This window comes from Arthrobacter sp. 3Tela_A, assembly GCF_049311025.1.
In the GTDB taxonomy this organism is placed as follows: domain Bacteria; phylum Actinomycetota; class Actinomycetes; order Actinomycetales; family Micrococcaceae; genus Arthrobacter_B.
Map to the genome: position 1 here is coordinate 44,337 of NZ_JAXIOM010000010.1, position 13,787 is coordinate 58,123.

Consider the following 13,787-nt stretch of genomic DNA (forward strand, 5'->3'; position numbering starts at 1 on the left):
GTGGCGAACCGACCGCCCTCACGGATGCTGCGCGGCATCGGCGCCCATGCCGAACTGGATGAGGATGCCTTCAATGACGGCGCGTGGATCCTGTCCATCGGCGGCGCCCAGCAGTCGCACGTGAACCTGGCCCGCCCTGAAGAGATCTTCTACGAGTACCTGCGGCGGATCGGCAACGTCCTGGACCTCGCCGGCCCGCCGGGTGCTCCGCTGCGGGTCCTGCACCTCGGAGCCGGCGCCCTCACCCTGGCCCGGTACGTGCAGGCGACGCGCCCGGGGTCGGAGCAGACCGCCGTCGAACTTGAACGTGAACTGCTGGACTACGTCCTGTCCTACCTGCCGCTGCCGGAGGGAACCGTGCTCGAGACGGTGACCGGCGACGCGCGCGCGGAACTTGAGCGGTTCGAAGCCGGCTCGTTCGATGCCGTGGTGCTGGATGTCTTCGCGGGTGCGGATGCTCCTGAGCATCTGGCGGACCCTGGCTACTACGCGGAACTGCTGGGTCTGCTCTCCAAACGGGGAGTGCTGCTGGTGAACGTGGGCGACGATCCCCCGCTGGCGTTCGCGCGCCGGCAGACGAAGGCACTGCAGCAGGTTTTCGCTGCGGCCGGCGGCGAAGTGGCTGCACTGGGTGACGTTTCGATGTTTACCGGCAGGCATCCCGGGAACATTGTCCTGGCAGCGGTGCCTTACCGCTGGCCGGCGGAGTGGACACAGTTCCTGCTGCAGGCCGGGCCCCATCCGGCCGCCGTGCTGACCGGAGCTGACCTGGACGCGTTTGCGACTGGACGCTGAGGAAAGCTACTGGTCCTCTTTCTGCGCCGGTTCGGCGAACCAGAGGGTTGTCTCGCCGTAGGACTTTTCACTGAAGCGTTCCATGCCGCTCGGCCAGGCAGGTTCGGGTGAACGGGTCGAACGTTCAACCACAACGACGGCGCCGTCCGCCAGCCGCGGGCTAAGCGCCTGAAGCACGGCCGCCAGGCCGTCCTCCTCCAGCGGGTAGGGCGGGTCGAGGAAAACCAGGTCCCAGACCAGCCCCGGCGGTACGCGGAGCAGATAGGACTCCGCCTTGGTCCGGTGTACGCGCACCCGCTCCGAACCGAGAACCTTGTTGACCAGCGAGGCATTGCTGCGGCAGACCTGTGCTGCCTTCTCGGCCAGTTCAACCAGGTCTACGCGTGCGGCGCCGCGGCTGGCGCTTTCCACACCCAGGGAACCGGATCCGGCAAAGAGGTCCAGTACGTACGCTCCGTCCAGGATCCCGTAGGACTCCAGCCGGGAGAAGAGCGCCTCTTTCACCCGGTCGGTGGTGGGCCGGGTGCCCGATCCGGGAACACTGGACAGGGTGGATCCGCCGGCGACTCCGGCAATGATGCGGCTCATGTTTCCACTCTATCCAGCGGCCGGGTGCCGTCCGGCATCCGGGTGCCTTCCGCAGGCAGTCAGCCGCGGTCCAGGAAGGCTTCCTTCTCCGGGTTCAGGTACGCCTCGATCGCCTCGTTCAGGGCCGGATGCTCCAGCAGGTCCGGGTCTTCCTGGATCAGTGCCTGGGCATCTGCCCGTGCGCGTTCGATGACCTTTTCGTCCTGGATGGCACGCAGCAGCTTCAGCGTTGACCGGCCGCCGGACTGTGAGGCGCCCAGAATGTCACCTTCGCGGCGCAGTTCCAGGTCCCGGCGGGAGAGCTCGAAGCCGTCGGTGGTGGCTGCCACGGCGTCCAGGCGTTCCCGGCTGGGATGACCGTCCTCAAGGTTGGTCACCAGCAGGCAGGTTCCGGGCAGGCCGCCGCGGCCCACCCGGCCGCGCAGCTGGTGCAGCTGGGATATCCCGAAGCGCTCGGCGTCCAGGATCACCATCATGGTGGCGTTGTGCACGTCCACGCCCACCTCAATCACGGTGGTGGAAACCAGCAGGTCTATTTCGCCGCGGTTGAAGGCGTCCATCGTGGCTGATTTCTCCGCCGGGTCCATCCGGCCGTGAAGCATGCCCAGCCGGGTGCCAGAGAGCACCGGCAGTTCCTGGAGCCGTTCGAGGACTTCCAGGACGGAAGCCAGCGGACGCTGTTTCCGCGGCGCGGCGGGCTGCTGCGGCAGTTCCTCCAGCAGTGCCAGCTCTGTTCCGGGTTCCTCTTCCTTCTCCCCGATCTTGGGGCAGACCACGTAAACCTGCCGTCCGGCGTCGATCTCTTCCCGGGCGCGCGCCCAGATCCGCGGGCCCCAGGCCGGTTTGTTTGCCAGCGGCGCCAGGTAGGTGGAGATCGGCGCCCGTCCGGCAGGCAGCTCCGTGAGGGTGGAAACATCCAGGTCACCGAAGACGGTCATGGCCACAGTGCGGGGAATCGGGGTGGCGGTCATGACCAGCAGGTGCGGAGTGGAGTCGCGGCCCTTGGTGCGCAGGATGTCCCGCTGCTCCACGCCGAACCGGTGCTGTTCATCGACCACGACCAGCCCCAGGTCCGCGAACTGCACGTGTTCGGAGAGCAGGGCGTGGGTGCCGATGACGATTCCCGCGGCACCGGAGGCCGCTTCGAGTAGTGCTGCCTTACGCTGCGCGGCGGACATTGAGCCGGTGAGCAGGGTGACCCGGGTGGCGGTTTCGCTGCCGCCGAGCATTCCGGCCTGGCCCAGCGGGCCAAGTGTCCGGGTGATTGAGGCGTAGTGCTGGGCCGCCAGGACTTCGGTGGGTGCCAGCAGTGCTGCCTGGCCGCCGGCGTCGACCACCTGCAGCATGGCCCTCAGTGCCACCAGGGTCTTGCCGGACCCAACCTCGCCCTGCAGCAGCCGGTTCATGGGATGCGCTTTGGCCAGGTCAGCCGCAAGTTCCTCACCAATGGAAGCCTGGCCCGCTGTGAGCGTGAACGGCAGCGCCGAATCGAAGGCGTCCAGCAGCCCGCCGGGTCGCGGCGGGCGGGCGGTGGCATCCTGTTCCGCGGTGAAGGCATGGCGACGGGCCAGCGCGGTCTGCAGCACCAGGGCTTCCTCGTAGCGGAAGCGGTGCCGGGCCTTGTAGGCGTCCTCGATGACCGCCGGGCGGTGGATAGCGTTGAAGGCATCGGCCATGCCCATCAGGCGCTCCCGGGAACGGATGGCCGGCGGGATCGGGTCGCGGAGGCGTTCGGTTTGGAGCGAGTCGAGCAGCAGGTCGATGGTGGTCTTGATTTCCCAGCTGGTCAGCTTCGCTGTGGCCGGGTAGACGGGGATGGGCCGTTTGGCCTCCTCTTCGTCATCCGCTTCGTCGCTGAGCAGCACGTAGTTCGGGTTGGTGAGAGTCAGCTGGTGCTTGTAGATGCCCACCTTGCCGGAGAACATTGCACGGGTGCCCGGCTGCAGGTCCTTGAGCGCGCCGTAGCCGTTGAAGAAGGTGAGGTGGAGCAGCCCCAGGGCGCCGGCGTCGTCGTCATCAGTGACCGTGATTTCCACGATCATTCCCTTACGGGTCTGCATACGGCGCGAGTTGTTGCTCTGCACCCTCGCTATGAGGGTGACTTCCTCGTCGAACGGGATCTCGGAAATCCGGGTGAGTTCCCCGCGTTCCATATAGCGCCGCGGCACGTGGAGCAGCAGCTGGCCCACCGTGGTGATGCCGAGCTGCTTCTCTATCTTGTCCGCAGATTTCTTTCCGATCCGGCGGTTGAGTGGATAGTCGAGCTCGCCGGGAATCCTGTCCTGCATGGGCCTCTAGGCTTCGCGCGCGAAACCGGCGGGCTGGCCGGGCAGCGGGACCTGCGGGATTTCCGTGGTCTGGTGTCCGTTGGCGGAGAGTTCGGTGATGGTGACGTTGGTCGGCTCGCCCACGGCGTGCAGGGCGTCCATCGCGGCCCCGGCGTCGGGAGTGTGGACATGGACCCGCCAGCGGTAGCCCTCCCCCACCGGGCTGACGGCGCTCATGATCACGGACTCGCCCAGCTCGTCCAGCTGCAGCCGCAGTGTGGCGGCGTCCAGGGGGCTGAGCGTGATGGTGCACATGACTTCCACACCTTCAAGCTGCGGCTGGGTGCCGTGGATATGCGGATCCTGCACGTCGTAGCCATGCAGCCCGTCGAGTAGCTCACCCTGCAGCTCCTCACCCAGGGCCGCGGCGCGCAGCGCATCGAGCACCAGCAGGAATCCCACACCTCCGGCGTCCCCGCCGCCGGCGTCGGTCAGGGTTTCCAGCTGCTCTTCGGTGCGCACGACGGCTGCGAGGGCACTGGTCATCATGGCGCGCAGGGTTTCGGCCAGACCTGCATTGCTGTCATCGCCGGTCTGGGCGGCGTCCACCTGGGAGGCTCCGCGCGCTGCTTCTTCCAGCACGGAGAGCATTGTTCCCGGCACCGGGTCGCTCAGCACGGACCAGGAACGCAGCTGTGCACGCTCGAGGGAACGGGCAAGCAGCGGCGCGGAGAGCCGGGTGTTTCCCTGCAGCGGTTCAGCCAGCGCGGTCAGGAAGACGGACAGGAGCGTGCCGGAGTTTCCCTTGGCCTGTTCCATGGCCGCACGGCCTGCTGCGGAGAGCAGTTCGCCAATGTCCTGCGTTTCCAGGTCTGCGGCAGCTGCCGAAGCCGCCCGCATGGTGAGGTAGAGGTTTGTGCCGGTGTCGCCGTCGGCCACGGGGAATATGTTGATGGCGTTCAGCCGGTCGCTGTGGTTTCCCAGGGACACCTCGGCTTTGCTCAACCATCGCTTCAGCGCCTGCGCGTTTGCGGTGATCTTAGTCTGCAAGGTAATCCCGTTCCGTGCTGCTGCTCATGCTTCTCCTCCGGATTATCTTCGTTGAACATCGTTGTCCTTCGAACCGGCATGGTCAGTAGGAAGCCTACCGCAGGGCCCTGACAGCAGCCGATAAGCGGAGCCGGAATATGCCAAGGTAGTAACCATGCGAGAGCCGAAATATGCGGATATACCCGCTGCACGCCATATGCGTGTGCCCGACTCCGCCGTTGCACCCGAGGACGGTGCCGGCAGGCCGGAGGACATCCCGGAGCCGGGACCGGTCCGTCCCCCTGACGCTCTGCGGCCGGACTATGACGCCTCGTACCGTCGGAAGCGGCTCGTGGCGGGCGTCCTGACCGGCATGGTCTTTCTCAGCGTTCCGGCACTGATTGTGCTGCTCGTCCTTTTTGGGTGACCACGGGCAGACAAAAAATTCAAGGGCAAAATGGCGTTTTGACGCTAGTATGGGCGGACTACGCACTATCTAACGTTCATGGGGGACAAAAATCGTGCCGCTTATTATGCCCATTTACGGGACCCGGCCGGAGGCCATCAAGATGGCCCCGATCGTCGCGGAGCTCAGGCGAACTGACGCCATGGACTGTTTTGTCGCGGTCACGGGCCAGCACCGGTCCATGCTTGACCAGGTCAACCGCCTCTTTGACATCATTCCGGACCATGACCTGAACATCTTCGAACCCGGCCAGTCCCTGAACGGCATTCTTTCCCGCACCATCGATGGCCTGGACAAGCTTTTCAGCGTGAACCGGCCGGACGCCGTCCTTGTCCAGGGCGACACAACCACTTCAACGGCAGCAGCAATGGCTGCTTTCTACCACCGCATTCCTGTAGTGCATGTGGAGGCGGGCCTGCGCAGCGGTGATCCGTTCTCGCCGTTCCCGGAAGAAGGCAACCGAAAGATCACGTCCCAGCTGGCAAGCCTCCATTTGGCCCCTACCGCGGCCAGCCGGGAGAACCTGCTGCGGGAGAATGTCCCGGGTGAAGACATCGTTATTACGGGGAATACGGTTATTGATGCGCTCTTTATGACCGTGGAGAAGCAGGTGCCGTTTACGGATCCGCGGCTTGAGGAACTCGCGCAGAGCGACTCCCGCATCCTGCTGGTTACCACCCACCGCCGTGAAAACCTGGGTGAGGCGATGCGTGGCATGGGCCGCGCCCTGGCCCGGATTGCCGACGCCGAACCGGACCTGCAGATAGTTCTTCCGCTGCACATGAACCCGGCTGTCCGGGCTGCCGTTGTTCCTGCCATTCAGGACAAGCCGAACGTTATGCTCCTTGAGCCCCTCGACTACGGCGAATTCTGCCGTCTCCTGGCCATGTCCCATATTGTGCTCACTGATTCCGGCGGCGTGCAGGAAGAAGCTCCCAGCCTGGGTGTTCCTGTGCTGGTTATGCGCGAAAACACTGAGCGGCCCGAAGCCGTTGACGCCGGCGTTGCCAAGCTGATCGGTACCGATGAAGAGCGTTTGGTGTCGGAGGTATTGGCGTTGCTGCATGATAAAGAGCTTTACGGAACCATGTCGGAAGCGATGAATCCCTACGGGGATGGGACTGCTGCTCGTCAGAGCGTTGATGCCTTGGCAAAGATCTCTATCCATCCGTAACCGCCCGCATTTGTCGGACCGCACTTCTCGTGTACTGCTCCACCAAATGCTGACGGCCCCCCCGGTGCACGCTAGACCTTTGGCCAGCGGCTTGCAGCACACCCCCTTAAACGCTCGAAGTGATTCGACGCGAGCTTCGGGTCGGATCGCTCAACGTCTCGAACACCGCACGCCATTCTTCAATAAATCTTTCCTTCGATAATGTCTCTCTAATCCGAACCGCGTCTATGGACATCGCCTTTTGTCTGACCGGATCTGTGAGGCACAGGATTATTGCGTCGGCGAGTTCGTTTTCGTTCCCATAGTCAACGAGGAACCCATTGGTGCCATTATCAATAAGTTGCCCTGGCCCGTACTTGATATCGTAAGAAACCGGGATGCAACCTTGAGCCATACTCTCAGCCAATGAAAGGCAGAATCCTTCATAATCTGAGCCAACAATGGACACGGCGGAACCAGCAAACACCTCGTCCGCGTTCGAGGTAAATCCCGCAATACTCACGCTTTCAGTGATGCCCAGTTCCTCAATGGACCGGAGCATAGCAGCTTCCTCACTCCCCCTCCCATAAAAGACGAGCTTTGCGTCGGGGACAGCGTCTACAACGCGCCTGAAAGCACGAATAGCCGCCGCTTGGCCCTTAATCTTGTGGAATCGGCCCACCATCACAACCTTCCTTGGATCACGAGGTCGCTCGAGCTCCACACCGTGTATGTAGTGGGGGATCACATGGATAGACTCATCCCATCCATAGAGCTTCCACAGATCCAGACGTTGCTCGTCCGTCAGCACAACAAGTGGATTATCGGCACTTCGACGTGTCAGCAAATCCTTCATTTCGAGCCGAACGGGACTGCCGTAACGGTGTGGCGCTGCCAGATGGTTGCTATGAAGCGTGTAGATGACCTGGGCATCAAATTCGGCCGCCAATTGCTCGAGTGCGAGTCTACGCACTCCGTATTCTGAGATGATCACGGGTTTGTGTTGCCCCTCCAGAACCGAACTCTGCATCCAATACAGAAAGACCTCAACCATATTCGCGAATTTGCAGCTATTCTCGGATCGCGGATAGACCTCGCATCCTATGACTCGCTGGGAAGTCTCATCCCGTGACTCCTCAAGATAGCACCGGCCCATTCGATCCAGATACTGGACAACGCGCGGTTTCCCGGACGACCCCATACTCTCTGACTTGCACGCACGGCCTGCTATGTCATGCCAAACGCGTTTTTCGAAAACGCCGTCGCGCAAGTGGTCGATAAATAGAACACGGCCATCACGAAGCAGAACTCGTTGCGCATATACACCCTGGTGACGGCCAAGAAGGACATCGTCCTTACCTTTCAGTGGCGTATACTCCCACCCTTCGCTACCTAGAGGGCTGGAGTATGACACAGGCTGGGAGTACGCTTCGATACCCGCAAGGTCGTGATACATATACCGTACTGAAACCTGGTCACCGATTCGATCGGACGCCTCTAGTTCGGCATTGTGCAGGTCATAGTCGGGATAGAAACTGTCTACGAGAATTGTCGTTCCGATGCCAGCCTCACGGAATGCCCATGCGCGCCTCAAAACGGACATCGCGAGTCCCGTAGGTCGAGATGGCATCCCACCGAACATCACCATATATACGTGTTCTACGTCCATCTGCCCCGTCCTCATCATGGATCATTTGTCGAGGATACTTTCCCCTGTACCGCGCTCAGTGCACACGCTCAAATCATCAGCCCCGGCATTTCACATAAAGAAAGAAAACCTTCACCTTCACCTCTGACGCACTCACTACTACTATATACTTGCCCTATGGTCATTCTCAATTCACTGGCACCGTATAGCGACGAGAACGGGAACAGGGTTCTATACCCCGGGGAGGAGATCCCTGGCGTACGAATCGAATTTACTGGGTCAAACAACACGCTGAGCATAGATTCCGCTGTCAAATTTGGGAAGCTAAATGTTGTATTTGACTGCGATAACGGCACGTTCCAAATGGCGGGGAACAGCTTCGGCACGTTTTCTGGATTTGTTCGCGTGGGGCAAGACTCGACCGTCAAAATCGGCAATAACGTAACGACGACAAACTCTTGTGTAATATCAGCTGTCGAGGGAACTACGGTTTCTATTGGTGAAGATGTGATGTTAGCGAGTGATAACGAAATAAGGGCCGACGATGGTCATGCGATATTCGATATAGACACGGAGACTCGGGTCAATAACTCAAAAGATATTCATATCGGCAACCATGTGTGGGTAGCTAAAAGGGCGGTTGTCCTCGGCGGAGCCCAGATCGGGGATGGAAGCGTCATCGGTTTCGGGGCGATCGTGACAGGACGAGTGCCCAACAACTGCGTGGCAGCTGGTATCCCAGCACGCATTGTAAGGCGAGATGTTGCATGGGAGAGACCCCACCTATCCCGCACCAGACCATATTACAAGCCTGACGCCAGCACGGTTAAAAAATCAGATTACTGGCATAAAACCGAAGTCCCTAATGCAGACAACGCGCAAGAGGTTACGGTAGTTTCAGTAGGGCAGAGGTTCGCAGTTCGCTTCGGCTCAGAAGCTGAAGCGGAGAGCTGGATAAAAAAGGTCCAACGCGATGATCTGATGATTGTCCCCCTCATGGCGTCCCGGCAAGCGGTGGCCATGATCGAGACTAAAGAATAAACAGCGACGATTTCGCGGATGCGAATCTTCAACTAGGTGCTTCAACGAGGTGGCACCTCAGACCTGTTTATTGATACCTCATATGCAAAAAACCAACGTCATCTTCTAGGATCAGTTCCGCTGGCCCGGCCTTGAGCTTCAGGACCAAGCCCGGGCCAGCGGAATCTTTTGGGCTATAGAATGCTTTCTGGCTTACCGTTCAAAGCGCTATTGTGAGAAACTTTTCCATCGCTTCCTTTTGGTAAACATCCACTTCGAACCGCCGTTTGGGAATGCCGCCGCAGAAGAACATTTTAAATCCCGAAACGAGCCCTTCGATACTGTTCTCAACTAACAGGCCATGCCCCTCTTCAAGGACGCTCCTAGGGCCAACAACGTCCGTTGATATAACCGGTTTAGCGAGGATAAGCGCCTCAAGCACGGCCAGTCCTTGCCCCTCATACTCTGAAGAAAAGACAAAACAATCAGCGCGTTTAAGAGCGGGAAAGGGGTTTACTCGTCGCCCGGCCAAAAGGACAGAATCCTCGAGGCCTAATTCTGCGATGAGATCCTGGAGGGGATCATGTAGGGGCCCATGGCCCAATATAAGAAGCTTGGCGTGAGGCCTGTCCTCGAGAACCTGTTCAAATGCTTGAACCAGTTTTTTGTGGCCCTTTTCAGGCGAGAGCCTTCCCATGGTCACAAAGAGGGCGTCACAGTCGCCAACCCAGTCGGCGATATCCTCATCAAGTGGCTGAGTCGCCATCTCTAGAGTATGGACAGGATTCACAAGATTGTTCGCGTAGGTAAACCGATTTGACTCCACGCCAAACTTGGTTCCGAGGTTGGCCCGGTTCTCGTCCCTCACACTCTTTGTAACCGAAATTAGCGCGTCAAAGTGGCGGTACATTCTAAAGTTCGACTCAAGATACTCAAAACGTTCCTGCCACTCACGATGCATATCGTTGTGGAGATATATGACCTTCTTTGCGGCAACAGCTTCGGGGGCTGACGCAAAAAGAGACACCCAAAATCGGGCATAACCTTCAAAACAGATTATTGTATTGAATGAGGCGGTACCGAATACGCGGGCGAACTCCCTGGCAAAGGCGCGCCGGACTATGTCCCACATTTCCTCGGTCGCCAAAGAATGCTGGTGGTTAAGCTTGTCGATTACCCAGCGCTCCTCAGGAGTCACTAGATGTGCTCCCACGCGAGCCAAGACTCGGACATGGTCAGGCCGTTCTGCGAATTTCTCGATACGCGATGGTTCCGATGCGAGGGCGACTGGATCCAGCACTGTGTATAGGTTTGTACTTTCAGGATCGATGTGCGCTACGAGATTCAGATAGGAAGACGTGATTCCGTTAGGCATAAAGGATCCTTGGAACATGAGCACGTTGGTCTTATCGTCCTGCTTGTTTGGCATCTCGAAGGACGAGTCCTCGAAGAAGAAGAACTGGACAGCCCTTTTCGTAGCCCCACCGTCCTCCAGAGAGCAGAATCGTTCAGTGGCCTCTGCGTAGACTGTCTCATCGATTCTGAAATTACCTTTAACTGCAGCAGTTACCTCCTGTACAACCTCTTCAATCTGCCCACACACAACCCCTGGCATCGATTCTAAGTCAAAATAGAGCCCACGGTCTTCAGTATATAACTCGAGGTCGTACGCGTAATAGATGATCGGCCGCTGCAGTGGAATAAAGTCAAAGAATACACTTGAATAATCTGTAATAAGAACATCTGTTATTGAAAGCAGATCATTGGTGTCAACTGTTGCTGGAACGCCGTGTGCAGCAATCAGAGACGCATCTTCCTGGTTGCTGGTCATAGAGTGCCCGCGGTATAGGAAATGCCAATCTCCCGATGAAAGGTGTTTCAAGTCGGCCGCAAGACGATTCGTATCCAAGGACCGCTCAGCTAGCGAGCCCCGCCATGTCGGGGCATAAAGTACAACCTGCTTGCCTTCAGGCACACCAAGTTTACGTTTCAGTTCTGCTCGCTTAGCCGCGCTGGCGGAGAGTGACGCATCAACGCGGGGGTAACCAGTGATCGCTATGCGCCCATCGAATATGCCGGCGACATCGTACTTCTCAAGTAGGCAATCGGCTGTGAACTTATTAGGTGCGATCATGTGCGTTGCATGCAGGAAGTTGCGTGCAGCGTTCTTATGGTCCATGTTTCCACCCTTGATGTCACGCCCCAGTGTTTTAATAGGGGTGCCGTGCCACGTATTCAGGTAGCGCTGTCCCTCACGGCGTGCAAAATAGGGAGGAAACGTATTGTCGTTAATTAGATATTTTGCCGTGGCAAGATAACGAAGGTAGAGGTCGCTGTCGCGTGGAACGAATATAAAATCTTCGTTCCCGCTGAACTCCTCCTGTGGGTTATTTCCAGGATTGAGGACCCAGATGTGTTTGTACCCGGTAAACCTATCGTCTTCAACGAGTTGCCTACAGATCTGCAGTGGATTGCCGGACATAGAAGCGCCGTGTCCACTTTCGTAGAGGATAGTATCCTCGGCCAATGGAAGAGTCTCCACGTGCTCCAGGTAATACATGCTTCGTAGTTGGTTCGCGTTCTTTGAATACAGGGACACGTCAACCCCGTGTGGGCGCTTAAATCTACGTGTCTCGGCGAATGCGTCTGCTGCTTCACGATCATTTCCGATAGCCATGAGGGCTCGGCCGAGCAGATGGTAGACGCCGGCATCAAAGCTGGCCTGGCGGGCGGCGATTTCCCGGTACGCTTCAACAGCGACAGCCCAGCATCCCACGCTCTCCGCACGCTGCGCCAAAGCCCCCAGCGCCGTGGGATCATGCCCCTGCACCCTCTGTCGCAGTTCCGCGGTAAGCGCGGAATCCAGGATCCCAACTTTTCGTTGAGAGTCGGGCGACGGCGGCGCAGAGTTCTCTCGAGATAGGAAGTAGGCGACGTTGGCGTCACTAAACCGGCCCAGCCGCTGAAGCACATACCCTAGACGGTACTTCCAATAAGAACTATCACCGTCTGTGTAAACCAATGCATTGGCGTAGGCCTCTGCAGCACATTTTAGTTCTCCCATCCGTTCGTATGAGAGACCCAGCCTCCAGTGGAACTTCCCAGTGGTGGGCCAAAGCGCGATTGCTTCCCTAAACACATCCGCCGACGAGGACCAGTCGTAGGATTTCTGTTTCGCGACACCGAGCCGGAAGTAGAGTTCCGGTGATTCGGTGCCAGATCGCAGGGTCCTCTCGTAAAAATCGGCAGCGAGCTGCCAGCGACCCCGGTGCTGGAAAAACGCACCTATCCCAAGTCTCTTGCTACCGAGTTTCTTGTCTAGACGGATCGCCTCCGCAAAGTACTGTTCAGAAAGTTCTTCGTCACTGGCCAGAAGTGCGGCCCAGCCTGCCTTGAAGTGCAAAGTGGCATCCTGTTTCCGGGATTTAGTGCCCTTCACGTAAGACTCGGCTGCGGCCTGATACTGGCCCATTTTGAATTGGGCATCCCCGGTCCGTTCCATCCAAGCGCCATCATCCGCATGCAACTCTGCTGCTTCTTGAAGCGCTTCGGCTTGGCGCCACGAAGGGGCCTTAGTTTCCCTCAGCTTAGCAATTTCAAGCCGGGTGATCTCCCTATTGCAAGTGTCAATGCGTCGGTGCCACTCTGTGCGCTGAGGGACCAGTTCCAGCGCTGTCCGGTAGTGCGACAGCGCCTCTTGATAAGCCTTAGTCCTCTCAAGTACAAAGCCTAGCCGGTATTGCCAATCAGCATTCGACGGGTCCATATCGACCGCCTGCCGCAGGTATTGCAAAGCCTCTGCCAAACTATTCATGCGGAAATAAGCATGTCCCAGCCTAAAGTACACCTTGGGCTCTGCGGAGCCACGGCGGAGGATCCGTTCGTATTGGCTAGCTGCTCCTTTCCAGTCTTCCTTCTTCTCCAAGTTGCGTGCCAAGGCATACAAAGCCTGCCAGCCGATCACGATTTTCTCCTGTCGAGGGTTTTCCAGAACAGCACCAAGAGTCGTCTACCTGACGTTTGTGCTGGACCTGAACACCTGCTGGTTCGCACGGACGAGGTCCTCGGCGAAATCGACTTCCACCGCATAGAAGCGGCTGATATCGACCGGAAGGTATGGCACCGAGTCGTGCTCGATGGTTTTGACGATGCCACCTTCGAAGTACTCCTGGTCATCAACTTCCGCGAGGCGGTTCACCAGGTACTTCTTATCCCCCGAGGCTACGTAGTTGATGCCCACAGCCTCGCCCAGGGCGTTCTTGACGGCTTTGGAAAGCTCAAGGATGTGCCCTTCGCTGTCGACGGTGTATTTGACCTCCTCGTCAGAGACAACAGAGGTATCCACGGCTACAAAGGACTCATCTGCTTCGATGAGCGGTGCCAGCTCTCCCAGCATGGCCGGGTCGAAGACGACGTCGCCGTTCATCCAAAGCACACCGCCTTCAAAGGAATTTTTGAGGGCCTTCAGCAGGCTCTTGGAGGTGTTTGTCTGGTCGAAAGCCTCGTTGTAGACGAAGGACGCATCCGGCATATGCTCCATGATCTGCTCGAGCTTATAGCCGACCACAATGGTCAAATGCAGTTCGTCTCCGAATGCCGAACGCAGATTCTCTACCTGCTGCTCCATGATTGTGCGGCCGTCATCGAGCTGGGTCATCGATTTGGGGTGCGGGCGGGCGAGCCTGGTGCCCATGCCCGCTGCGAGAATTACGGCCTGTACTGTCATGGTGCCATTCCTGTCGGTTGTGGATCTTGATGATTCCGAGAGGGACATCGCAGAGCAGCAGCCAACCACAATTCCAAGTACAGCTGTAAAAGAAA

10 protein-coding genes are annotated in these 13,787 nt (G+C 58.6%); 4 read left to right on the top strand and 6 right to left on the bottom strand.

Annotated elements, in window-relative coordinates; translation table 11 throughout:
• The first annotated feature begins 24 nt into the window (after positions 1-24).
• Positions 25-795 carry a spermidine synthase gene (locus TVC13_RS05315; protein WP_422400203.1) on the top strand — a complete coding sequence of 257 codons (771 nt, stop codon included), beginning with the start codon at positions 25-27 and terminating at the stop codon, positions 793-795.
• Positions 796-801: 6 nt separating this feature from the next.
• Here the strand turns inward: TVC13_RS05315 and rsmD are convergent, their stop codons facing one another.
• The 3 genes from rsmD to TVC13_RS05330 are packed head-to-tail and all read right to left on the bottom strand — an operon-like array spanning position 802 to position 4,667.
• Complete coding sequence (gene rsmD / locus TVC13_RS05320; RefSeq protein ID WP_422400183.1) at positions 802-1,383, bottom strand: 16S rRNA (guanine(966)-N(2))-methyltransferase RsmD; 582 nt, start codon at positions 1,381-1,383, stop codon at positions 802-804.
• 59 nt (positions 1,384-1,442) lie between these two features.
• The gene (locus TVC13_RS05325) at positions 1,443-3,671 is read right to left on the bottom strand and encodes an ATP-dependent DNA helicase RecG (protein WP_422400184.1); all 2,229 of its coding nucleotides are present in this window, start codon (positions 3,669-3,671) and stop codon (positions 1,443-1,445) included.
• Positions 3,672-3,677: 6 nt separating this feature from the next.
• Positions 3,678-4,667, bottom strand: coding sequence for a DAK2 domain-containing protein (locus TVC13_RS05330; protein WP_422400204.1), 990 nt, complete (start codon positions 4,665-4,667; stop codon positions 3,678-3,680).
• A 187-nt stretch (positions 4,668-4,854) separates the two neighbouring features.
• Between TVC13_RS05330 and TVC13_RS05335 the strand changes: the two genes are divergently transcribed.
• A complete protein-coding gene (locus tag TVC13_RS05335) occupies positions 4,855-5,106 on the top strand; it encodes a hypothetical protein (RefSeq protein ID WP_422400185.1) in 252 nt (83 codons plus the stop codon).
• Positions 5,107-5,212: 106 nt separating this feature from the next.
• The gene (gene wecB / locus TVC13_RS05340; protein ID WP_422400186.1) at positions 5,213-6,319 is read left to right on the top strand and encodes a non-hydrolyzing UDP-N-acetylglucosamine 2-epimerase; all 1,107 of its coding nucleotides are present in this window, start codon (positions 5,213-5,215) and stop codon (positions 6,317-6,319) included.
• Between the two features lie 106 nt (positions 6,320-6,425).
• Here wecB and TVC13_RS05345 read toward each other — a convergent pair whose 3' ends face one another.
• Positions 6,426-7,352 carry a glycosyltransferase gene (locus TVC13_RS05345; protein WP_422400187.1) on the bottom strand — a complete coding sequence of 309 codons (927 nt, stop codon included), beginning with the start codon at positions 7,350-7,352 and terminating at the stop codon, positions 6,426-6,428.
• A gap of 771 nt (positions 7,353-8,123) precedes the next feature.
• Here TVC13_RS05345 and TVC13_RS05350 point away from each other — a divergent pair.
• Positions 8,124-8,987, top strand: a complete 864-nt coding sequence (locus tag TVC13_RS05350) for an acyltransferase (protein ID WP_422400188.1) — start codon at positions 8,124-8,126, stop codon at positions 8,985-8,987.
• Positions 8,988-9,186: 199 nt separating this feature from the next.
• On the opposite strand, the gene TVC13_RS05355 is transcribed toward TVC13_RS05350, so the two are convergent.
• Entirely contained in the window at positions 9,187-12,930 is a 3,744-nt protein-coding gene (locus TVC13_RS05355; RefSeq protein ID WP_422400189.1) for a CDP-glycerol glycerophosphotransferase family protein, read from the bottom strand.
• Positions 12,931-12,975: 45 nt separating this feature from the next.
• Positions 12,976-13,692 carry an NTP transferase domain-containing protein gene (locus tag TVC13_RS05360; RefSeq protein ID WP_422400190.1) on the bottom strand — a complete coding sequence of 239 codons (717 nt, stop codon included), beginning with the start codon at positions 13,690-13,692 and terminating at the stop codon, positions 12,976-12,978.
• Positions 13,693-13,787: the final 95 nt, after the last annotated feature.